Below are 20,041 nucleotides of genomic sequence, written 5' to 3' on the forward strand. Positions count from 1 at the left end.
TCTTTTAGAAAGAGGCTTTTTTACGTAAAAATAAAGGGGGAAGAAAAATGGGAGCGACAGGAGTAACGTCACAAAGAAAAACAATTGAAGAGAGTATAGAAAGAAATAAGGAAAAGTACATAGGAACAAGTCATGATATTCATGCGAATCCGGAGATTGGTAACCAAGAGTTTTACGCATCAAGAGCGTTAAGTTTATTACTAGGTAGTGCGGGATTTCAATTGCAGCACAATATAGCTGGCCATGAAACGGGTTTTATCGCAAGAAAAAGTTCAGGAAAACAAGGGCCGGTCATCGCATTTTTAGCGGAGTATGATGCTTTACCAGGACTCGGTCATGCGTGCGGTCACAATTTAATTGGAACAATTAGCGTTGCAGCAGCGATCGCATTATCAGAAACGCTTGAAGAAATCGGCGGGGAAGTTGTCGTGTTCGGAACACCAGCAGAAGAGGGCGGGCCAAACGGTAGCGCGAAATCGAGTTATGTAAAAGCTGGTTTATTTAAAAACATTGATGCGGCGCTTATGATTCATCCGAGTGGAAAAACAGCGACAACGAGTCCATCACTAGCGGTCGATCCACTTGATTTTCATTTTTACGGGAAAACAGCTCACGCAGCAGCTTCACCAGAAGAAGGGATTAACGCATTAGATGCGATTATCCAGCTTTATAACAGTATTAATGCGCTTCGCCAACAACTGCCGTCAGATGTGAAAATTCATGGAGTCATTACAGAAGGCGGAAAAGCACCTAATATTATTCCTGATTACGCTTCGGCAAGGTTCTTCATCCGTGCTGCAACGAGAAAAAGATGTGCGGAAGTAACAGAGAAAGTAAGAAATATTGCACAGGGTGCAGCGTTAGCAACAGGTACGAAAGTGAAAATTCATCAATTCCAAAATGAAATCGATGAACTACTCGTAACAAAAACATTTAATGACGTCGTAGCCGAAGAACTAGAATTACTAGGTGAAGATGTAAACCGTAAAGAAAGAGTAGGAATCGGTTCAACAGATGCTGGAAACGTAAGTCAAGTCGTACCGACAATTCACCCGTACATTAAAATTGGACCAGACGATTTAATTGCGCATACGAATGAATTTAGAGAAGCAGCTCGTTCAGAACTAGGAGACAAAGCGTTAATTACATCCGCAAAGGCACTAGCGAATACGGCGTATCGATTGATTACGGAAGAAGGGCTGTTAGAGAAGGTGAAAGAGGAGTTTAGAGAGGCGCGGAAGAATCAGGGATAGGGAAGAAGGAGAATTATACTCGGGATTTTTTAGTAGGAAATCGAATGAAAAAAGAACCAGCCTATGGCTGGTTTTATTATATTATAAAAGGATTTTTCCACATACACTTCATATTTCTACCTTAGTACCCTCTTATCAGAACGACAATTTCTCTTCAAATTCACTCTTTAAAACAATTAAAGGAGATGATAATCCAAATTGCATTAAAGAGTCTAAAAATGCAGCGAGAGAATCCATCGAATCGCTCATGACTTTCATCATATAATTAAATTCCCCGCTAATTCGATATAAATCTGTTACTTCAGGAGCGGCATTACAATATTGGATAAAATCAGAGCATTGACTCGTTTTGAACATAATGAATGCTTGGATGTTTTTATTAATTTTGGAAGGCTCAAATTTCGTTCGGTAAGCAGCTATAACCCCTTGATCTTCAAGCTTGTTAATTCGTTCTTTTACAGCAGGCTGCGTCATGGATATAATTCGTCCTATTTCTGAAACGGAAATTCTCGCATTTTCATACAACAAGTTCATAATTTTATGATCAATTTCATCCAATTTTACTGCGTTTTGCATTGTGTAGCCTCCTCGTTTTATTTTCTAAAGTAGATCACAAATTATAACTATAATATCATAAGTTAACGAACTAAATTACCTATAAATCTATATTTAAAATTAGTAGTATTTGAATGAAAATATAAGTATAGGTTTTATCCCGCATTAACGGGCAGTAAAACTCCCACCTCAAAATTCAGCTGGAGCAAAGTGGTTAGGTGAGAGATTAACTGCCCGTAAAAGCCCGATTGGTTCAACTAATAATCAGTGGGGGATGAAGAAAACACCCACTGATTAAAGTTTCACTTTATCAAACGGAAATTTAGGAAGGATGGAAAAAATGAAGGATTTTGATGGGAAAGTAGCGTTAGTAACAGGGGCGAGTCGTGGAATTGGTCGTGCGATTGCGATGAGATTGGCGAAAGATGGGGCATTAGTTGCAATTCACTACGGCCGAAATAAAGCAGCTGCAGATGAAACGATTAATAAGATTGAATCTAATGGAGGAAAAGCGTTCTTAATTGAAGCTGAGCTCAATTCAATGGATGGTGTCAAAAAGCTAGTAGAACAATTAAAAAATGAATTAAAAACAAGGGTTGGTACATCAGAGATTGATATTTTAGTAAACAATGCAGGCATAGGTACACAAGGAACGATTGAAAATACGACAGAAAAAGTTTTTGATGAAATTATGACCGTAAATATTAAGGCACCATTCTTCTTAATTCAGCAAACATTACCATTACTACGAGTAGAAGGGCGCATTATTAACATTTCATCAGCCGAAGTACGACTCGGTTTTACAGGATCCATTGCATACGGTTTAAGTAAAGGTGCATTAAATACGATGACACTTCCTCTAGCTAAACATCTTGGAGAAAGAGGGATAACAGTGAATACAATTATGCCCGGATATACGAAGACAGATATTAATGCGAACTTGTTAGATAATCCAGAAATACGAAGTTTTGCTACGAATTCATCTGTGTTTGGACGAATAGGGCAAGTTGAAGATATTGCAGATGCAGTAGCGTTCCTTGCTTCTTCGGATAGTCGCTGGGTAACAGGGCAGATTTTAGATGTTTCTGGTGGGTTTTGTTTATAGGCGGAATCACTCTATAATTATTAACTTGAGATTATTTAAAAGCTATAGAGACTCCACCTTTCGAAAAAATTTTAACTATTGAGTTGTAAAAAGAACCGTAGTTTTTCATTTTTGGAAAGGCTATGGCCTTTTTTAATGGTGGCATAGATATGATGAGAGGAAGTTGAGTTGTATTAATCAAAAAAAATTGATTAACGAGTTGCATAAAGAACTAAACAGCGTATATACTATAAATATCAAAAAAAGTTGATGAAGGGAGAGTGAACTACAGTGGCACAAAATTTTCAGCTATTTGAGAAAAAGTTTAAAGCGTTGGCTGATCAGAAGCGTTTAGAGATTATGTATGAACTTTGTCAACGAGGACAGACTTGTGTATGTGATTTAACAGAAGTTTTTGAAATGACGCAATCTAAGTTGTCGTATCATTTAAAAATCTTATTAGATGCAGGTTTAATTGTAAAAGAAACAAAGGGTACGTGGAGTTATTATGATTTAAATGATGCGGAAGTAAATAATTTATTATCAGAAGAATTATGCTGTATCTTTAGAAAAACAGGAAAAGGAAGCTGTTGTTAAAATTTTGTCCTATTAATCAAAAAAAATTGATTAATATTATTTTAAGAGGAGGAATAAGCAATGAGATATGTTCATGTTGGTATAAATGTTACTAATTTAGAGAAGTCTGTTGAATTTTACGAAAAGGTATTTGGTGTGTCACCAGTTAAGGTGAAAATGGATTATGCAAAATTTTTATTAGAGAATCCAGGGCTTAATTTTACGCTAAACGTACGAGATGAAGTGAAGGGAAATCAGGTAAATCATTTTGGTTTCCAAGTGGATACAGCTGAAGAAATTACATTTCATAAAGAAAGATTAGAAAAAGAAGGGTTCTTTGCACGTGATGAGATGGATACGACTTGTTGCTATGCGGTTCAAGATAAGTTTTGGGTAACGGATCCTGATGGGAACGAGTGGGAATTCTTTTATACAAAAGCACATTGTGATGTTCATAAAATTGAAGATCCATCTTGTTGCGCGACTTCTAACGTAGTAGATAAAAATTCTTGTTGTTAATAGGAGATGGAAAATAAAATGAAACGTTTATCTTTTCTAAATCGATATTTAACACTATGGATTTTTCTAGCTATGGCTGTTGGGATTGGTTTAGGGTTTGTATTTCCTAGTGTAGTAGATGGACTGAATACATTACAAGTCGGAACAACGTCTATCCCGCTAGCTGTTGGTTTAATTGTCATGATGTATCCACCGTTGACGAAAGTTCGTTACGAGGAAATGGGCCGGGTATTTAAAGATGTAAAAGTATTGGTTTTATCTTTAGTGCAAAACTGGATTATTGGTCCTGTACTTATGTTTGTTTTAGCAATTATTTTTCTTCCAGATAAGCCAGAATACATGGTCGGGCTCATTATGATTGGTTTAGCACGTTGTATTGCAATGGTAATTGTTTGGAACGACCTTGCTGATGGGGATAAAGAGTATGCCGCAGGTTTAGTAGCTTTTAACTCAGTATTCCAAATGTTATTCTTCTCCGTTTATGCATACGTGTTTGTAACAGTAATTCCAGAATGGTTAGGGATTGAAGGGGCTATTGTCGATATTACAATGATAGAAGTAGCGAAATCAGTATTTATCTATTTGGGAATTCCTTTTATAGCAGGTATGTTAACACGCTCTGTACTAGTTAAGTTAAAAGGAAGACAGTGGTATGAAAAGGTATTTATACCGAAGATTAGTCCACTTACATTACTTGCATTACTATTTACAATCATCATTATGTTCTCTTTAAAAGGGGAAATGATTGTTAGCGTACCATTAGATGTAGTAAGAATAGCAATTCCGTTATTAATCTATTTTATTGTGATGTTTTTTGTTTCTTTCTTTATGGGAAGAAAAATTGGTGCAAACTATCCGGTGACTACAACGTTAGCATTTACAGCAGGTAGTAATAACTTTGAGTTAGCAATTGCTGTAGCAGTTGGTGTGTTTGGTATTCATTCAGGCGCGGCATTTGCAGCTGTTATCGGGCCGTTAGTTGAAGTACCTGTAATGATTGCACTTGTAAACGTCGCTTTTTGGTTTAAGCGTAAATATTTTAATGATCAACCAGTATAATTTAAAAACAAAGGCGGAAAGCAACATGGAAAACAAAAAGACAATCTATTTCTTATGCACAGGAAATTCATGCCGAAGCCAAATGGCAGAAGCCTTTGGCAAACAATACTTAGGGGATAAGTGGAATGTCTATTCTGCAGGCATTGAAGCACATGGAGTAAATCCAAATGCTATTAAAGCTATGAAAGAAGTAAATATCGACATAATAAATCAAACGTCAGACATGATTGATCCAAATATTTTAAATAATGCTGATTTAGTCGTTACTCTTTGTAGTCACGCGGATTCTGTGTGTCCGTCTACACCTCCACATGTGAATCGTGTTCATTGGGGATTTGATGATCCGGCAGGAAAAGAGTGGTCTGAATTTCAACGTGTTCGCGATGAAATTGGGGGACGTATAAAACGTTTTTCCGAAACAGGTGAATAAATAAAGGAAAGAGTCAATCTTCTATTGTATAGGGGATTGGCTCTTTTTCTATACATAGTCACTACTGCATTGGTTTACAACAACTATCTCAACGAATGCAGAATATTATGTAAGAATGATATAGTTAGAATGGTAGTCTGCCTCTATTAAATTTATATATAGAAAAAAACACTATTGGTAATTAACAATGAATAAAATTTTGGTTTTTAGAGTAATCGAGATAGTAATTATAAAAAATAGCGTGTAATAAAAATTTTTTCACATGAAAGGAAAAAAGGATGAAACACATAATAAAAGACGTATTAATAAATTATTTTAAAGAAATTCATTCACTAGCAGTGGAAGAAGAGTTACATAAAAATAGCTGGAATACAGATTTACACTATAAAATTATGGTGAATGGAAAGCGATATTCCGCACGGTTTATCAATAGCAAGCGAACAATCAATCCAGCTTTTGGGGCGTTATCAAACGAACAACTGATAGAGCAAGTACGTTTTACGTATTATTTACGCGAGCATAGAATCCTTTTTATGCAAATTAATAAAAATAGGTCAGGGGAGTCATTTACATTAGTCGCTTGGAATGATGAACAATACCGATTTATATTGTCTAATTGGATTGAAGGAGAACATATTACACTTTGTACAGAAGCTATCGCAGAAGCATTTGGAAAGGAAGCAAGAAAGGTTCATGATATTTCTAGTGCATTTCAAAGCGCGATTTTTCAGAAGAAATCTCATTTGGATGGGTATGTTGAGTTTATTAATATGTTAGAAAGCAAGACAAGCGCATGTAAGGAATTGCGGGAGTATATAGATCTTGCTAAATATCATATAGACTGCGCATATACGAGTGAATTAGAGTTTATTGTACAAACAGACTTAAATCCTTTGAATGTTTTATGGGGCTCAAGTCAACAGGTAAAAGGAATTGTAGATTTTGAATCTATTAGTTATGTTGACCGCATTGAAGGGTTAGCCTTTTTAATAAAGTGGTATTCCCGAACAGAAGGAATGCAGTCCCATGAAGTATGTTCCAGTGTTGCTAGGGCATTTTTAGAAGGGTATAAGGCTCATAATATTGTAACCTTAAATGATTACAAAAGACTTACTTCATTATTATGGTTATCCGGTAGTATGAATTGGAATTTTGTGAAGAAAACGTTAAGTGTGTTAGATGAGGAGAGAGGATTAGAGGAACATTTGAAAGTTTATAGAGTAAGGGGAGAAAGGTTGTCTTCATTGTTAATTTGTAGATAACATTTCTTCTCTTTTGGGATTTATAAAACAAAGCATATGAGGTGTTCTAAAAATGAAAATACAAATTGTATTGTTTGACGGCTTCGGAGAGCTTGTTTCCTTTGCGCCTTTTGAGGTATTGAGAAGAGCGATAGAAGAAGGTGCTCCGTTTACGGTTGAGTTAGTTTCTAGTGAACAAAAACAAGAAGTTACTACCTTGTTTGGAGTTACGGTGAAACTACATGATTTTTTACGAATGGATAATCGCCCAGATTTGTTAATTGTACCTGGTGGTGGTTGGAATCATAAAGCTGAACATGGGGCACGAAAGCAAGCAGAGCGTGGTACTTTGACCAAAATGATTAGAGAGATGCACAATGAAGGAACAATTGTTGCTGGAGTTTGTACTGGAGGTATGTTACTAGCTGCATCCGGTATATTGAATGATAAAAAGGCAACAATGCATCGTTTGGCGCAGAATGAAATTCGTACATATGGGGCCGAAATTCTTCCTTACAGAATTGTGGATCAAGGCGATATTATTACTGCAAGAGGAGTTACTTCAGGGATTGATTTAGGTCTTTGGATCACGGAAAGGTTTGCAAGTCCAAAAATTGCAGCTGCTGTTGAATATAGAATGGAATACGAGAGGCGAGGTGTTGTTTGGAAGTAATTCGACCGTAATCATAGTTTTTTGCTGTAGAGCGTATTACATATCCTTAAAGAAAAAGGGCCTACTCGTAGGAGTGATATTATCCCCTTTAGGTAGACAGTGTAAAAAGACCATGTACATACATGGATGTTACACTATTACTTGGAGGGGATTTTTCATGACTAAAAAAGGCTTAACTTTTAATATATATTCAGAAGAATTAAAGTTATCAGCTGTTCAAAGTTATTTAAACGGAGAAGGAAGTTACAATACGATAAAGGAAAAATATCAGCTTAGAAGTTCTACTCAACTTAAAAATTGGGTAAAAAAATATAAAGAATGTGGTGAAATTACAGATACACGTGGAAAAAACAGTGGAATGAAAGGGATACCAAATCCTCTAAAAGGCAAACGTGTTCATTTCAATACCGTTGAAGAGGAACGCGACTACTATAAGGCTCAGGTTGAATATTTAAAAAAGCAATATCCAAATCTGTAAATGGAGGCGTACTAAAATATAAAGAGAGATATCATATCATTGAATCATTAAAGGGGAAATATCCAGTTAGGTGGCTTACGAAATTTGCTGGTGTACATCGTTCAAGTTACTATAAGTGGATTCATACAAAAGGCATGAAAAACATGCGACTAGCATCCGAAAAACGATTAAAAAAAGTAATACAATCTATTCATGTAAAGCACAAGGAATATGGTTATCCACGTATGAAAATCGCTTTACAGGAAGAAGGATATTTTATAAATCATAAAAAAGTATATCGCTTAATGAGCGAGCTCAACATTCAATCTATTATTCGAAAGAAGCGTCGCTTCTTTAAAGGGAACTATTCCAATGTTTTTCCGAATGTTTTAAACCGTGAATTTAAAGATCGTCAACAAAATGAAGCACTTGTTACAGATATTACGTACCTACGATTCCAAGAGGGATTTCGGTATCTTTCTGTTGTCCAAGATATTTATAATAACGAAGTTGTTTCTTGGAAAATATCCAAGCGCAATGATAATGAACTTGTATTAGATACAATTGAAATGTTGGCACAAAAAAGAGATGTGCGTGGAACCATTCTCCATTCAGATCAGGGATTCCAGTACACATCTCATGCCTACAACAAACGACTTTTAGATTTAGGTATCATTGGCAGCCACTCTCGCAAAGGAAACTGCCATGATAATGCCTGTATCGAGTCATTTTTCTCCCATTTTAAATCGGAGATGTTGTATTTGAATCATTTTAAAACAGAAGAAGATTTAATACAAGCAATTGAAGAATATATTTACTTTTATAACTATAAACGGTTCCAAAAACGACTCAACCATCGAGCTCCGATAGAATATCGAATCTCGATGGCTGCTTAGTCTTTTTAATACTGTCTACTTGACAGGGATAAGACCAGTGAATAGGCTCTTTCATTTATAGCGTGCCCAGCTAAGCTGAGCACTGCTTGTTGGTGAAAGTCCACCCTAGGTAAGAGCCAAGTCGCCTAGTAGCTGACAGGCAGCTGGTGGAGAAATCCTAAGGTTGAAGCCCTGTGACAAAGTAACTTCTACTTGAAGTGCGAGCGAATCAACAGACCGTAACATAAAGTGAACCTTGCCGCCTCGTTAAAAGAAACCTAGCAATAGGACAAAGGGAAGTCGAGCCTGGTGTATATAGGTGAAGACCATGGAAGATGTGAAGAACTTGGAAATACAGCATCGAAGAATCCCTCGGGGTAAGGAGGGCGGTATGTTGAGAAAGTAGTGTCTGGAACTGGGGAGACCCTCCTTTACCCTTTCTTTCAGAAAGGAGAGAGGAAACCTATAAGCATGTGCGAAATGGTGGACTGTAAAGAGGGAGTCGGAGGAGGTCATAGTACTGAATATCATAACGACAACACAACGTTATGTAGGGAAGGACCTCTACTTTGTTCATAAGTTGGAAGGAGGTAAGAGTGAGTGAATGCTGGAAAACTAGCTAACTACACCGATGTAAAAGCTCAAGAACTTTGGAAGACTTTATATCTTTGTGCCAAAGAAAGTTCAAGTCGTAGGTTTCACGCGTTGTATGACAAAATATATCGTCCTGACATATTGGCTGAAGCATGGAGAAGGGTAAAACGGAATCAAGGGAGCGGTGGAATTGATGGACAGACGATTGAAGAAATCGTGCATCAATATGGAGAACGAAACTTTCTCAATGAATTATATATAGAATTGAAAAGTAAATCCTACCATCCACAGGCTGTACGAAGAATGTATATTCCAAAAGGTGATGGAAAACAAAGACCGCTTGGAATTCCCACGATCAAAGATAGGGTTGTACAAATGGCAACGAAATTAGTGATAGAACCTATCTTCGAAGCCGATTTTCAAGACTGTTCGTATGGATTTCGCCCGAAACGAAACGCACATCAAGCGATATCGAAGATACGGAAAGCGAGTAAAACATCTCATTGGATTGTAGACGTAGACATACAAGGATACTTTGATAACATTAATCATGACAAATTAATGAGGCTTGTAGAAAGAAGAATCAGTGACCGAAGAGTGTTAAAACTCATTAGAAAATGGCTGGAAGCGGGAATCATGGAACATGCGCAATTTCATGAAACGACAGTAGGTACACCACAAGGTGGCGTGATATCTCCACTACTTTCTAATATATATTTAAACTATATGGATACCGTGTGGGAAAAGAAGTGTAAACACTTGGGGGAACTGATTCGATATGCCGATGACTTTGTCATCGTATGTCAAACAAAACAACAAGCATTAGAAAGTATCCGGATACTACAATCTATTATGAATAAGTTAGAACTTACAATCCATACAGAAAAGTCGAAGCTAGTGAATACGTGGGATGGAAATGAGGGATTTGATTTTCTAGGATTTCATCATCGGAAATACCCTAAGCATGTGAAAGGCGGGAAGAAAGTGTATGTGATGGCACATATTCCGAGCCAGAAAGCCATGAAGAAAATGCGGGAACGCATTAAAAGGTATACAGAGCCGAGGAATAAGCTGTATTTACAATTGGAAGAGATGGTGAAAGGTTTAAATAGAATTCTACAAGGGTTCAAAAATTATTATAGCCTATCTTCAATTGGACAGAAATGGCTCGGTAAAATAGATTGGTACGTCTTAGAACGACTTAACCTTTTCTGGAATAAGAAAAGAAATGTTCGAAAGAAACATGGTCGTATCAAGGATTTAATGGAGAAAACAACATACATACTCGTGAAAGTAGGAAGTTAGAACAAAACTGAACGCCAAAGAAGGAAGAACAACGGAAAGCCGTATGAGGGAAAACCTCACGTACGGTTTGATGAGGGGAAGCTGAAACAGAAAAAGGGATGGCAAAGCCACCCCTAAAGAAAATAAAATCTGTTTCAGTTTTCTACTCTACTATTATGTTACAATTGTCCCCTTATTTTCTCAGCAAAATCCTTTTCAGAAATATCCTCATACGAGTAAATATACCTGCTTTTTATATGAGTTTTTAATTAAGTTTTTCTTAAAAAGATTTTTAAAGTACGATTTTGCAACCAAAGTTTTCATGGAAATATCTTTTGAAAGAATAAACATTCCTTTGCTAGGAGTGATAATCTTGTATGATTATTTTTCTTTTACTAAATTGTATTATTCTCTTTGTAGATCTTCGTAATTTTTATGCGAGCGAGCGTGTCATGTATTAAAAAAGTAGTTTATCCCAGTTATTCAAAAATTGGTTGTCGTAGGAGATGTAAACCGGAGTTGATCAATCGTATTAGCGGCAACGTAGTTATTAAAAGCGTTAGGAGTAAAGAAGCTGACAAGGTTGTAGGATATACCAAAGCGGCCAGATGTTATTATTATGAATCCGATTATGCATACATATATGAAATGTTCAAATTACATAACAGGTTATGAAACATTTAAGCATCAAAATTCACCCGAAAATATGAATGCTTATTTGGAAAAGGCATTTAACTTAAAACAATTAGAAAACGAATTAGCCAATCTTTCTTCGCAATTCTTTTTTATTTATTTTAATAACGAAGTCGCTGGTTATTTAAAGGTGAATACGAATGACGCTTACACTCTCTTCTGTAAGAACGTTTCCATAATATCCTTCTTGAATCTTTCATAATCAAACTGAAAAGCTACATTATGCGTTTTATAGCCTGGATTAGTAACAAAACGAAAGTCTGCAATACTTTGACCAAACGCTTCTCCTTGATCAGGAATTATTTTAATGGGTACTCTTAAAAGGCCAACAGCCTCTTGATTCAGCAAATACCACACTGTTACAAAATCATGCATAGGGCTTCCACTTATACCAGGATTAGACTTGGAATAGAAATTATAATAATAGTCTAACATAGGCTTGATGATGAGTCCTGCAAGATCCTGTGTATTCCGATGAAATGTATCGATTTGCTGGACCATTTCGGGTGTAACAATTGCATGTTGAGTCACATTTAAAGGGATAATTGTCAAGTTCTTTGCATGCTGCAGAATTAAGTTTGCTGCATAAGGATCGGCGTAAAAGTTAGCTTCAGCTACAGCAGTTACGTTACCTGGATAGAAAAAAGCTCCCCCCATGCAAATGCATTCTCTTACGTTTCGCATTGTTTCTAAATTCAATACAAAAGTCGTAGCTAGCGAAGAAAGTCTTCCTAAATTGATAATTGTAAGATCTTCTAAATTTGATTCTACAACTTGATAAATATCATTTAAAGGATAAACTGGATATGAAATTTCAGGAGGAATGATAGGTCCTAATCCAACTTTTCCATGTACCTCAGGGAAATACTGAATCAAGATACCTGTCAATGGTACAGAAGCACCAAGGAATACAGGTATCTCTTCTCTTCCCGCAATGTACTTCAAATAGTTAATATTTCTTATTACATTTTCTCTTGATACATTTCCATAATCGGCTACAATTCCTACAAGTTGAATGTCTTTACGAAAAAAGGTGTACAGTATAGCAAAAGCATCATCAATCCCCAAATCTGTAAACAGGAGAACCTTTTTTTGCATAACTTTTCCTCCGAAATTTATATAATCCTACTTTCACTAATGATGTAGTGATCAGACTAAGCTTGTGTATATATATTTTATGTATTCTTAAAGAGTGGATTCTATTCACTTGAAATAGCCTTGCTCATCTAAATTTAATATTATGTTCAAGCGTAAGTTTCCGTTCTTAAGTTGATAGTCATGTGGTAATACCCTACAGAAATTGAAAGATTGATTATGTATGTAGAGCTCTTATTATTTGTTCTAACCGTATTTTTTTGAATAAAAACAAAAGATTATTCGACAATGATATTAATGATAATTTAAAGTATAGAATATACACATCTTAGGGAGGGCATATATGTGAAGAAATGGATGAAAATTGTTCTGTACTCTTTACTAGGTATTTTAATTATGGGAAGTATTACTTTTTTTGTTTGGTCTCAGTTTACTTACAAACCAACTAAAGAGGCTTTGTCGTTAGTAGATTATAAAAAAGATGAAGATAATATAGTTTTTGGAGAGAAAGAGGCTAAAATAGGGATTATTTTTTATCAAGGAGCTAAAGTAGAAGTTGAGTCTTATAGTTACTTGGGGGAAGCTCTTGCAAAAGATGGACATTTTGTAGTAATGCCTAAGTTACCTTTAAACTTAGCGATACTTGGAACAAATGTAGTAGACAGTATAATTGAAAGGTATCCTGAAGTTCAAAAATGGTATGTTGCTGGACATTCAATGGGCGGAGCTATGATTTCTAGGTATGCCTTTCACCATGAAGAAAAGGTAGACGGGATCATTTTCTTAGGTTCTTATCCTGCAGATGATTTCTCTACCAAATCGATTCCAATGTTATCAATTTATGGGGAAGTAGATGGTTTAGCAACAGTAGAAAAAATAGAGAACAGTAAAAAGTTAATGTCAAAAAATACAACTATGCACATGATAAAAGGGGGGAATCATGCTAATTTTGGCATGTATGGTGAGCAAAAAGGTGATAATGCGAGCTTAATTACATCAAAAGCACAACGAGATGAAACGGTTAAAGTAATTGAACAATGGTTATTAAAACAATGATAACTCATTTAATAAATTTACCGAAATAATGCTCCTTCCTCAAAGGAGAGGTAATCAAGAGCCAGCTCATACGAGTAGGCTCTTTTATTTATCCCGCTATTTGCCAGGCAGTAAGACTCCCATTGATTAAAGTTTCACTTTATCTTCTATCTCCAATTGCCCCCTTATTTTCTCCGGAATGTCCTTTTCAGAAATAACGTCGTAAGAATAGACATACTTTCCTTTCACATGAATTTTTAAGTAAGTTTTTTTTATAAAATCATTAGGGGTGCTAGTTCCTACTTTATATTCGTTCTCATTCCTTGATTCATCAACACCTTTTAGGGAGTACATAGCTCGTCCTTTATGATGATAATCTGGAACGCCATATCCCTTCGCAATGGCGTATACATTTTTTTCTTCAGCAATCGGATTAAATCTGTCCAAATCCCCGCGTAATATGAAAGGTAGTAAGTATATAGGAAGGCTTATTCCTATTATGCAAAGTAAAAATTTCTTCATGATTGTTTCTCCTCTTATGTATTTACATTTTTCAGTATAGAAAAAACTTCTTATGAATATAGAGGGAAATTCCTTAAGTTTTTCTTAAACATATTTTTAAATTTCGGTTATTTTAAACAAAATTTTCATGAAAATACCCAAATAAAGAACGAATGTTCTTTATTTAGGGGTGATAACCTTGTATGATCATTCTCTTTTACCAAATTGGATCGATAGTATTAGCAGCAACACCGCCATTAAAAGCGTTAGGAATAAAGAAGATGGCAAGGCTGTATGAGATACCGAAGCGACCAGATATTATTATTGTGAATCGAATTATGCATACGTATATGAAGTGTTCAACTTACATAACAGGTTTAGCTTTACAATATGTTGCACCGGAAGATTTTCATCAATATAGTATCGACGAGTTTTTCATGGATATGACTGCAAGTATTCATTTGTTGGCCAGTAATCCGTGTGAGTTCGCATTAAAGTTCAAACGAGAAATATACGAACGTACGCGGATTGAAAGTACGATGGGTATTGGGCCAAACTTATTATTGAGTAAAGTAGCTTTTAAAACATAAGAACAAGCTATTAGAAAGTGAAAATGAGCACTTAAAAACACAACTAAAAAAAGAATTAGGAAAAGTGTATGAAAATTTATAAATATGTGATGTTGTCGTATCAGTTTTAAGATAACACACTTAATAGAGCCAGTGGCTTTGAACACTTTTATTTTGAGAGAAAAGAATTTAAATCATAATGATACATATTAAAATCTTTTGCAAATATCTCTTGAACCAACTGAATTGTTTCTGCATCATAAAAACTATCATAAGTAGGTAATCGTGGGAAAAGAGGAGTTGTGATATCACCGTCTGCATAAATCCCTTTGTAAATCATCTTGCTACTTTGATGATGCCAAGATTTTGATAATAGATCTAATGGTGATTTTTTTAATTTATATACTTCTTCTAGTTTCAAAATTCCTGTGTTGAAATTTTCTAGATAAATATAGTTCGTAACGAATTCCTCTTCTCCTTGTATATATTGTTGTGTAAAGTGAGGATCTACTTGATCTAATTTGGTCATGTGTGCTTTTAAATAATACAAAAATAGTTTAAAGGAAATGGGTTTATTGCAGGTTTCATCACCATACAGAAATTGTCGAATGGGTTTCCATGCGGGATTCTCAAAATTTGGTGGCGGAATCAGAGCAACAAAAGAACTTACTGCCCTTCTATAAGGATTTCTTACTAGTTTGTAAGTATTCTTCTCTTTAGTTTGTAATCCACTAGCTAATTGTGCTAAATAATGTGTAGAGTTTTTATATACTTCATACTCATAGTTGTGAATGAACGGGTTGTATTTTATCGCTTCTTTAAATAAATTAATTTGATAAAAAAACCAGTGGGCTAGCGAAGTACAACCGCTTTTTTGGCTCCAAAATAAGATTAGGGGAAAATCTTTATGGAAATGAGGGACACGCCCTTGCTTGTATATAAAATTATATAGTTCTGTATGATCCATTTTGAACCTCCATTCTTATATAGCAAAAGCATAAAATGCTTTCAATAAGAGATAACTAACTTTAGTCCACTGATACAAATAATGATAGCTAGAAATATTTGAAGGGGTTTAACGGGGATTTTAGTGGAGAATTTACTACCAAGTATGACACCTGGGATAGAACCAATGAGTAAATGAATTAACAAGAGATAATCTACGTTACCTAAATTCATATTTAGTATGCTTGCAACCGTCACTAATAAAAAAGCATGTGTAATATCTGTGCCTACTAACTCGGATGGTCTCAGTTGATATAAATATATCATTGCAATAGCGAATAAAGAGCCTGACCCCACAGAAGTAAGTCCCACGATAAAACCGAGTATTGCACCAATAAGAATTGTTAGGCTCTTTTTTTGTACCATAGTCTGTCTTTGAAAATAATTTTGTGTAGATTCATTATAGAAAAATGCCTTTATTAAAATAGAAATTGCCGCAAGGATTAGAACATATCCTAATATATACTTTATAATTCCTTCTCGACTATAGTGAAAGATCGGTAAGAAATGAATCGTTACTACTGCGATAATTGCACTAGGTATACTCCCAATAGCTAGATATTTTACTAGTCTAAAATTGATGGTCTTCTGTTTCCAGTGTTGGGATATTCCAAACATTTTAGTAATAGAGTTATATACTAGATCAGTTCCAACAGCTACAGAAGGACTTATACCTAATGTTAGAAGAAATGGAGTCAGTAATGCGGCCCCACCTATCCCTGTTACTCCAACCAATCCCCCTATGATGAAACCCATCATTATAATAGAAATACTCATTGTAATTCCCCTTCCATACCGCTGGCTTTTAATAGTGGTTTTCGTTTTTAAAGAGACTCTATGCATAGTGGGGGTTATAGGTATATTAGTTAAAAATTAATTTCATTCTTTTTATATCCATATGCTTCAAAATCGTCATTATATATTTCTAAATTTGTGTAGTAATCAATTTTATTTTTGTATATTTCAGATTCATAGTAATGAATGAACGGTGCATATTTCATTACTTCCTCATATAACCCAATTTGGAAGAAAACCCAATTCGTCAGGGAAGTGCAACCGCTTCTGTGACTCCAAAATAAAATTATAGGGAAATCCTTATAAGAGTGTGGAATCCGTTCGCCATACCCAATCAATTCTTTAACATTGTCCTTCATTATTTATGATATTTCATACTGGTAGTTATAACGAACGCTTAAATATAATGGTAACTACTCATACCATTGTATTTAAACATAACTGTAAAGGTACTCATTTGCATATAAAATCCCAGTGTATTAAAAATAACTTATATATGTACCTGAATTTTCTAAGCATATCGAAACGTAATAATTACTTATCAAATTTTAAAATATAGAAATCTGTTATAAGGAGAATTATGTATGAAGATATGTGTAAAAAGATAGAGGGATTAATATCGCTACAATAATTTGAAAAATGTCTTGATAATATGGTGAAGTGGCAACCGTTTGCTAGTATGCCAGAGCAGTTTGTAGCTATTAAAGAAATTATAAGTGAGCAAACGAAAGTCCCGCGTCCAATCTTAACGCAGGATGCAAAGGAAATGATTGAAAATAAGCTGCTATGTTCATTTTTAGGTGAAGAAGAGGTTTTACTTACATATTATAAAGATGGCTATCTATATAAAAATTACATAACAGTAGTTGATATTAATCCAATAAATGAGACGATTACTTGTACGGATTGTACGGATTGTACGGATTGGATTACGGATGCTTTTCATAATAAAAGAATGTTTAAGTTTGGTGATGTAATTGAGGTGAATTAGAGGGGGAAATATCTCTTCCTAACTTAATTATATCATGTAATTAACGTTCGAAATAGACTGTTTATTCTCATTTACTACTGCTACAATCAATAGCACATGAACAGTAAGGAGAGGTGCCGAATGAGTTCTTTCGTTCTCGATTTTCAGGAAATAGAAAAAACACAGCTTTCGCTCGTTGGCGGAAAAGGATTGAATTTAGGGGGATTATCAAATATTCAAGGGATACAAGTGCCAGAAGGGTTTTGTGTTACAACGATAGGATATGAAAAAGCCATCGAACAAAATGAAGCGTTTCAAGCTTTGTTGACTCAATTAGCAATGTTAAAAATTGAAGACCGGGCTCAAATTGGTGAAATCAGTAAGAAGATTAGAGAAACCATTATGGCAGTAGAAATTCCTTCTGATGTAGTGGAAGCGGTAGCTCGTTATCTCTCTCGTTTTGGAAATGAGCATGCTTATGCAGTGCGTTCTAGCGCTACTGCTGAAGATTTACCATATGCCTCGTTTGCTGGTCAACAAGATACGTATTTAAATATTATCGGAAAAGAAGCAATCTTGCAGCATGTAAGAAAGTGCTGGGCTTCTTTATTTACAGATCGGGCAGTCATGTACCGCATGCAAAATGGTTTTGAACATAGCCAAGTTTCTATATGTGTTGTCGTTCAAAGAATGGTTTTCCCGCAGGCTTCGGGAATTTTATTTACTGCTGACCCGATTTCTTGTAACCGAAAGGTGGTATCGATCGATGCCAGTTTTGGGCTTGGTGAGGCATTAGTATCAGGACTGGTCTCTGCCGATAATTATAAAGTAAAAGAAGGCGAAATCGCCGGGAAGATGATCGCAACTAAAAAATTGGCTATCTATGCCTTAAAAGAGGGCGGAACAGAGACAGGGCAGATTGATCCGACTCAGCAAAAGATTCAAACACTATCTGAACAACAAATATTACAACTAGCACAGATTGGAAGACAGATTGAAGCTTATTTTGGTTGTCCGCAAGATATTGAATGGTGTTTAGTTGATGATACATTTTATATTGTCCAAAGCAGACCGATAACGACTTTATATCCAATTCCAGAAGTAAATGATCAGGAAAATCATGTGTATGTATCGGTTGGTCACCAACAAATGATGACGGATCCTTTGAAGCCATTAGGAATGTCTTTATTCCAGTTAACATCCTTTGGACCGAGGTTTCAAGCTGGAGGAAGGTTGTTTGTTGATGTTGCACAAAGATTGGCTTCGCCTGCTAGTAGAGAACTTTTATTAAATACAATAGGGAACTCGGAGCCGCTTATTAAAGATGCATTAACGACTGTAATAGAGCGAGATGATTTTATCAAATTGTTACCGGATGATGAAAAAGAAAAGAGCCTTGGTAAAAGTATGCCACCTGCAAGTTCACAACCACAAATCGAAAACGATCCGGCAATCGTTATGGATTTAATAAAGAATAATCAAGCATCGATCGAAGAGTTAAAACAAAACATTCAAACGAAATCAGGGCTGGATGTACTTGATTTTATTTTAGAAGATATCCAGCAATTAAAGAAAATATTATTTCACCCGCAAAGTATGGCTGTCCTTATGGCAGGTATGAATGCTTCATCATGGATCAATGAAAAGATGGAGCAATGGCTAGGTGAAAAAAACGTAGCAGACACACTATCACAATCTGTACAAAATAATATTACGTCAGAAATGGGGCTAGCATTATTGGATGTTGCAGATGTGATTCGGCCATATCCAGAAGTCATCTCGTATTTACAGCATATAGAAGATGACAGTTTTTTAGATGAGCTAGTTAAGTTTGAAGGCGGGGATAAAGCACGAGATGCAATCTATGCTTTTCTGAATAAATACGGAATGAGATGTAGCGGAGAAATCGATATCACAAAAACGCGCTGGAGTGAAAAGCCAACTACAATTATCCCGATGATTTTAAGTAACATAAGAGATTTTGAAATTGGTGCTGGTAAACGTAAATTTGAAGCAGGGCTGCAGGAAGCTTTGAAAAAAGAAGAAGAGTTAGTAGAGCGATTGCAGCACTTGCCGGATGGTAAACAAAAAATAGAAGAGACGAAGCGAATGATTCGTAACATCCGGAATTTTATCGGTTATCGTGAATATCCAAAATACGGCATGATTAATCGATACTTCATATATAAGCAGGCAATATTGAAAGAAGCCGAGCAACTCGTGCAAAATAGCGTTATTCATGAAATAGAAGATATATACTATCTGACTTTTGAAGAACTTCACGAAGTTGTCCGTACGAATAAACTGGATTACGAGATTATTCATAAACGGAAAAATGAGTACAAATTATATGAAAAACTAACGCCTCCGCGTGTTATTACGTCTGATGGAGAAATCATTACAGGGAAGTATAAACGAGAAAATCTCCCGGCCGAAGCGATTATAGGCCTGCCTGTTTCTTCTGGAGTGATTGAGGGGAGAGCTCGCGTTATTTTAAACATGGAAGAAGCGAATTTAGAAGATGGAGATATATTAGTTACCGCATTTACTGATCCTGGCTGGACACCGTTATTTGTGTCTATAAAAGGGTTAGTCACCGAAGTTGGCGGACTGATGACACATGGAGCAGTTATTGCACGTGAATATGGATTACCAGCAGTCGTCGGAGTAGAGAATGCTACGAAACTAATAAAAGATGGGCAACGAATTCGGGTACATGGAACAGAAGGGTATATTGAGATACTGTAGTTAAAAAGATCATTCGCTATATGTAGTGGA

The 20,041-nt window shown here is 35.6% G+C and carries 18 protein-coding genes and 4 pseudogenes; 15 read left to right on the forward strand and 7 right to left on the reverse strand.

The annotated features are described in order from the left end of the window. The first annotated feature begins 47 nt into the window (after positions 1 to 47). Complete coding sequence (locus MKX77_RS08875; protein ID WP_341306353.1) at positions 48 to 1,253, forward strand: M20 family metallopeptidase; 1,206 nt, start codon at positions 48 to 50, stop codon at positions 1,251 to 1,253. A gap of 135 nt (positions 1,254 to 1,388) precedes the next feature. Here MKX77_RS08875 and MKX77_RS08880 read toward each other — a convergent pair whose 3' ends face one another. Next, positions 1,389 to 1,829 carry an Lrp/AsnC family transcriptional regulator gene (locus tag MKX77_RS08880; RefSeq protein WP_001178569.1) on the reverse strand — a complete coding sequence of 147 codons (441 nt, stop codon included), beginning with the start codon at positions 1,827 to 1,829 and terminating at the stop codon, positions 1,389 to 1,391. Positions 1,830 to 2,148: 319 nt separating this feature from the next. On the opposite strand from MKX77_RS08880, the gene MKX77_RS08885 reads away from it, so the two are divergent. The 9 genes from MKX77_RS08885 to ltrA all read left to right on the forward strand — a co-directional run bounded on the left by MKX77_RS08885 (position 2,149) and on the right by ltrA (position 10,621). Beyond that, complete coding sequence (locus MKX77_RS08885; protein WP_341306354.1) at positions 2,149 to 2,913, forward strand: SDR family oxidoreductase; 765 nt, start codon at positions 2,149 to 2,151, stop codon at positions 2,911 to 2,913. A gap of 270 nt (positions 2,914 to 3,183) precedes the next feature. Next, the gene (gene arsR / locus MKX77_RS08890; protein WP_341306355.1) at positions 3,184 to 3,489 is read left to right on the forward strand and encodes an arsenical resistance operon transcriptional regulator ArsR; all 306 of its coding nucleotides are present in this window, start codon (positions 3,184 to 3,186) and stop codon (positions 3,487 to 3,489) included. A gap of 60 nt (positions 3,490 to 3,549) precedes the next feature. Then, complete coding sequence (locus MKX77_RS08895) at positions 3,550 to 3,987, forward strand: ArsI/CadI family heavy metal resistance metalloenzyme (RefSeq protein ID WP_341306356.1); 438 nt, start codon at positions 3,550 to 3,552, stop codon at positions 3,985 to 3,987. Between the two features lie 18 nt (positions 3,988 to 4,005). After that, positions 4,006 to 5,046 carry an ACR3 family arsenite efflux transporter gene (arsB, locus tag MKX77_RS08900; protein WP_341306357.1) on the forward strand — a complete coding sequence of 347 codons (1,041 nt, stop codon included), beginning with the start codon at positions 4,006 to 4,008 and terminating at the stop codon, positions 5,044 to 5,046. Positions 5,047 to 5,071: 25 nt separating this feature from the next. Continuing rightward, positions 5,072 to 5,476, forward strand: a complete 405-nt coding sequence (gene arsC, locus MKX77_RS08905) for an arsenate reductase (thioredoxin) (RefSeq protein WP_341306358.1) — start codon at positions 5,072 to 5,074, stop codon at positions 5,474 to 5,476. A 278-nt stretch (positions 5,477 to 5,754) separates the two neighbouring features. Continuing rightward, positions 5,755 to 6,738 carry a phosphotransferase gene (locus MKX77_RS08910; protein ID WP_341306359.1) on the forward strand — a complete coding sequence of 328 codons (984 nt, stop codon included), beginning with the start codon at positions 5,755 to 5,757 and terminating at the stop codon, positions 6,736 to 6,738. A 52-nt stretch (positions 6,739 to 6,790) separates the two neighbouring features. Continuing rightward, positions 6,791 to 7,390: a DJ-1/PfpI family protein gene (locus tag MKX77_RS08915; RefSeq protein ID WP_341306360.1), complete on the forward strand. Its 600-nt coding sequence runs from the start codon at positions 6,791 to 6,793 to the stop codon at positions 7,388 to 7,390. Positions 7,391 to 7,547: 157 nt separating this feature from the next. After that, positions 7,548 to 8,743, forward strand: a protein-coding gene (locus MKX77_RS08920) for an IS3 family transposase (protein WP_154214651.1) whose coding sequence is annotated in 2 segments (ribosomal slippage) — positions 7,548 to 7,854 and positions 7,854 to 8,743 — 1,197 coding nt in all. Because the reading frame shifts where the segments join, the coding sequence is not laid out codon by codon here. Between the two features lie 579 nt (positions 8,744 to 9,322). Next, complete coding sequence (ltrA, locus tag MKX77_RS08925) at positions 9,323 to 10,621, forward strand: group II intron reverse transcriptase/maturase (protein ID WP_341306361.1); 1,299 nt, start codon at positions 9,323 to 9,325, stop codon at positions 10,619 to 10,621. Positions 10,622 to 10,779: 158 nt separating this feature from the next. Here the strand turns inward: ltrA and MKX77_RS30635 are convergent. Further along, positions 10,780 to 10,869: pseudogene (locus MKX77_RS30635) on the reverse strand (YxeA family protein); the annotation flags it as partial. Between the two features lie 350 nt (positions 10,870 to 11,219). On the opposite strand from MKX77_RS30635, the pseudogene MKX77_RS08930 reads away from it, so the two are divergent. Next, positions 11,220 to 11,441 (forward strand): annotated as a pseudogene (locus MKX77_RS08930) (hypothetical protein); the annotation flags it as partial. On the opposite strand, the gene MKX77_RS08935 reads toward MKX77_RS08930, so the two are convergent. Beyond that, on the reverse strand, positions 11,441 to 12,391 hold the full coding sequence (locus MKX77_RS08935; protein ID WP_341306362.1) for a nucleoside hydrolase: 951 nt from the start codon (positions 12,389 to 12,391) through the stop codon (positions 11,441 to 11,443). The pseudogene MKX77_RS08930 and the gene MKX77_RS08935 overlap by 1 nt on opposite strands. Before the next feature lie 342 nt (positions 12,392 to 12,733). On the opposite strand from MKX77_RS08935, the gene MKX77_RS08940 reads away from it, so the two are divergent. Beyond that, entirely contained in the window at positions 12,734 to 13,444 is a 711-nt protein-coding gene (locus MKX77_RS08940) for an alpha/beta hydrolase (protein ID WP_341306363.1), read from the forward strand. A 126-nt stretch (positions 13,445 to 13,570) separates the two neighbouring features. Here the strand turns inward: MKX77_RS08940 and MKX77_RS08945 are convergent, their stop codons facing one another. Further along, entirely contained in the window at positions 13,571 to 13,945 is a 375-nt protein-coding gene (locus MKX77_RS08945; protein WP_215553536.1) for a YxeA family protein, read from the reverse strand. A 206-nt stretch (positions 13,946 to 14,151) separates the two neighbouring features. Between MKX77_RS08945 and MKX77_RS08950 the strand changes: the two are divergent. Further along, a pseudogene (locus MKX77_RS08950) lies at positions 14,152 to 14,502 on the forward strand (Y-family DNA polymerase); the annotation flags it as partial. A 160-nt stretch (positions 14,503 to 14,662) separates the two neighbouring features. Here the strand turns inward: MKX77_RS08950 and MKX77_RS08955 are convergent. The 3 genes and pseudogenes from MKX77_RS08955 to MKX77_RS08965 form a co-directional block, all read right to left on the reverse strand. Next, entirely contained in the window at positions 14,663 to 15,460 is a 798-nt protein-coding gene (locus tag MKX77_RS08955) for a sulfotransferase family 2 domain-containing protein (protein WP_341306364.1), read from the reverse strand. A gap of 41 nt (positions 15,461 to 15,501) precedes the next feature. After that, positions 15,502 to 16,275, reverse strand: a complete 774-nt coding sequence (locus MKX77_RS08960; protein WP_341306365.1) for a sulfite exporter TauE/SafE family protein — start codon at positions 16,273 to 16,275, stop codon at positions 15,502 to 15,504. A 146-nt stretch (positions 16,276 to 16,421) separates the two neighbouring features. Then, positions 16,422 to 16,652: pseudogene (locus MKX77_RS08965) on the reverse strand (sulfotransferase family 2 domain-containing protein); the annotation flags it as partial. Between the two features lie 293 nt (positions 16,653 to 16,945). On the opposite strand from MKX77_RS08965, the gene MKX77_RS08970 reads away from it, so the two are divergent. Next, a complete protein-coding gene (locus MKX77_RS08970) occupies positions 16,946 to 17,284 on the forward strand; it encodes a YolD-like family protein (RefSeq protein WP_341306366.1) in 339 nt (112 codons plus the stop codon). 120 nt (positions 17,285 to 17,404) lie between these two features. Then, positions 17,405 to 20,011 (forward strand): phosphoenolpyruvate synthase, encoded by a 2,607-nt coding sequence (ppsA, locus tag MKX77_RS08975; protein ID WP_341306367.1) that lies wholly within the window; start codon positions 17,405 to 17,407, stop codon positions 20,009 to 20,011. Positions 20,012 to 20,041: the final 30 nt, after the last annotated feature.

The sequence above is a fragment of the Bacillus sp. FSL R9-9410 genome (assembly GCF_038050385.1).
Taxonomy (GTDB): domain Bacteria; phylum Bacillota; class Bacilli; order Bacillales; family Bacillaceae_G; genus Bacillus_A; species Bacillus_A cereus_U.

What these genes read in the sequence shown, in the direction of transcription:
- MKX77_RS08875 (WP_341306353.1), top strand. Translation starts at nt 48, where the DNA reads ATGGGAGCGACAGGAGTAACGTCACAAAGAAAAACAATTGAAGAGAGT.
- MKX77_RS08880 (WP_001178569.1), bottom strand. Translation starts at nt 1,829, where the DNA reads ATGCAAAACGCAGTAAAATTGGATGAAATTGATCATAAAATTATGAAC.
- MKX77_RS08885 (WP_341306354.1), top strand. Translation starts at nt 2,149, where the DNA reads ATGAAGGATTTTGATGGGAAAGTAGCGTTAGTAACAGGGGCGAGTCGT.
- MKX77_RS08895 (WP_341306356.1), top strand. Translation starts at nt 3,550, where the DNA reads ATGAGATATGTTCATGTTGGTATAAATGTTACTAATTTAGAGAAGTCT.
- arsB (WP_341306357.1), top strand. Translation starts at nt 4,006, where the DNA reads ATGAAACGTTTATCTTTTCTAAATCGATATTTAACACTATGGATTTTT.
- arsC (WP_341306358.1), top strand. Translation starts at nt 5,072, where the DNA reads ATGGAAAACAAAAAGACAATCTATTTCTTATGCACAGGAAATTCATGC.
- MKX77_RS08910 (WP_341306359.1), top strand. Translation starts at nt 5,755, where the DNA reads ATGAAACACATAATAAAAGACGTATTAATAAATTATTTTAAAGAAATT.
- MKX77_RS08915 (WP_341306360.1), top strand. Translation starts at nt 6,791, where the DNA reads ATGAAAATACAAATTGTATTGTTTGACGGCTTCGGAGAGCTTGTTTCC.
- MKX77_RS08935 (WP_341306362.1), bottom strand. Translation starts at nt 12,391, where the DNA reads ATGCAAAAAAAGGTTCTCCTGTTTACAGATTTGGGGATTGATGATGCT.
- MKX77_RS08945 (WP_215553536.1), bottom strand. Translation starts at nt 13,945, where the DNA reads ATGAAGAAATTTTTACTTTGCATAATAGGAATAAGCCTTCCTATATAC.
- MKX77_RS08955 (WP_341306364.1), bottom strand. Translation starts at nt 15,460, where the DNA reads ATGGATCATACAGAACTATATAATTTTATATACAAGCAAGGGCGTGTC.
- MKX77_RS08960 (WP_341306365.1), bottom strand. Translation starts at nt 16,275, where the DNA reads ATGAGTATTTCTATTATAATGATGGGTTTCATCATAGGGGGATTGGTT.
- MKX77_RS08970 (WP_341306366.1), top strand. Translation starts at nt 16,946, where the DNA reads ATGGTGAAGTGGCAACCGTTTGCTAGTATGCCAGAGCAGTTTGTAGCT.
- ppsA (WP_341306367.1), top strand. Translation starts at nt 17,405, where the DNA reads ATGAGTTCTTTCGTTCTCGATTTTCAGGAAATAGAAAAAACACAGCTT.